This is a genomic window from Psychrosphaera sp., assembly GCF_982872775.1.
This window is the reverse complement of record NZ_CEYNSH010000013.1, coordinates 60,361-61,818: the sequence shown is the minus strand read 5'-3', so window position 1 is coordinate 61,818 and position 1,458 is coordinate 60,361. Positions and strand designations below refer to the sequence as shown.

Below are 1,458 nucleotides of genomic sequence, written 5' to 3'. Positions count from 1 at the left end.
GGTACAGCTGATGAATTCAGCGATGATGTAACTACCTTAACGTTAAATATTATTAACTCTGATGGTGTTGTGATCAAAACGTTAGAGCGGGACTTGTTCATGGACCCAACTCAAGCAAGCTGGAAGTACTTAACTGGCGTTGCAGGTTTTGAGAACCAAGGCTTTAAAGCTGTACTGAGCTTTAATGGCGGTGATGTTGCTATTGATGAAATCAAGGTCACTGACCTAACTACAGATGAAGTGTTAGTTGAAGAGTCATTTGACTCAGAGGTAAATATTTTCACTTCGACATCGAGTGCAGACGGTGATGCAGCAACAGCTACATCACGTAGACAAGCACAAAGAATGTAAAATTTAATGTGAATTAATAAAGGCCACTTTATGTGGCCTTTCTTTTTTCAATGTAATAACGATTACTCTATGAATGGAAATAATTAGAAAATGCGAGTTAACAAATCAAAATTTGCAGCGCTTACTTCATTGTTACTAAGTGGCTTTTTTACCCAAGGTGTACTTGCAAATGACAGCCAAAACTCAATTGAAAAACACAATGACTGGGGATATTCATATTTTTCGTTTGGAATTCAAAATATAGATTATGAAGAAAGACAAACTGATGTTATCGAAGGGTTGGATATTCCATTCAAGCTTCGTACAGAGGGGTCAGTAGCGAGCTTAAATATTCGCTCTGGTGGCTTGTTTACCGTTAATTCCAAATATGACTTCTCGATTGATTCGACCGCGACTTTTGCACCTGAATACGATAAAGAAACTTGGTATTTAGATATTGATTTACCGGGGGTTCAAGAAGGAGAGGCGGCAGTACAAGAAAACTCCTTAAGCTTTACGGACGCTAGCACAATGGGTCTAGTACATTACAAACTTAATCCTCACTGGCGTGCAGTTGTCGGTGCAGAATTCCAATTACACCAATTTAAGCGCAATGAGTTCTACTTCCCTTCGGTATTGACCCAAACGCAGGATTATGAAGACGAATGTGTTGTAAATGAAGGCCAAACAAAGTGTGTCATGGTTAAACAAACAGAAGAGATTATCTCTAACTTCAATGTCATGGCTGGTCTTGCTTTTGAGAGTGGCGCACTGAAGTCGTCTAAACTCCATCACTCAGCAAAACTGGTGGCGGGATTAACGGCATGGAGTCACATTATTAACTCTGATAGCCCTGAGCTAGAGTTTAACGATACCGGTAAGTTCACTGTAATGGCGGAAATGCGCTCAACCTACCAAGTCTCAGAAGGACTCAATGTGGGTGTGTATGCTAACTTACAAATAACTGAACGAGATAGTGAATCTGTTGGCCCATCGTCATTTACACAAGGTGGTGTAGAAAAGACAAAAGTTGTGACAGTACCTGAGGCAACAACGACTTCGATTGCTCTTGGTGTTAGTGCTGCGTGGGACTTGTAGGCAAGTTACTCAGCTATTCTTAAAGGGCCT

The 1,458-nt window shown here is 40.6% G+C and carries 2 protein-coding genes; both read left to right on the top strand.

Going from position 1 to position 1,458, the window contains the following annotated elements:
- On the top strand, positions 1 to 351 hold a 351-nt coding region (locus AC4E96_RS05865), incomplete at its 5' end, for a hypothetical protein (RefSeq protein ID WP_490255176.1).
- 90 nt (positions 352 to 441) lie between these two features.
- Positions 442 to 1,428 (top strand): hypothetical protein, encoded by a 987-nt coding sequence (locus AC4E96_RS05860; protein WP_490255175.1) that lies wholly within the window; start codon positions 442 to 444, stop codon positions 1,426 to 1,428.
- The last annotated feature ends 30 nt before the right edge of the window (positions 1,429 to 1,458 follow it).

Excerpts from the sequence above, each read along its gene's own strand:
- AC4E96_RS05860 (WP_490255175.1), top strand. The coding sequence starts at position 442 with ATGCGAGTTAACAAATCAAAATTTGCAGCGCTTACTTCATTGTTACTA.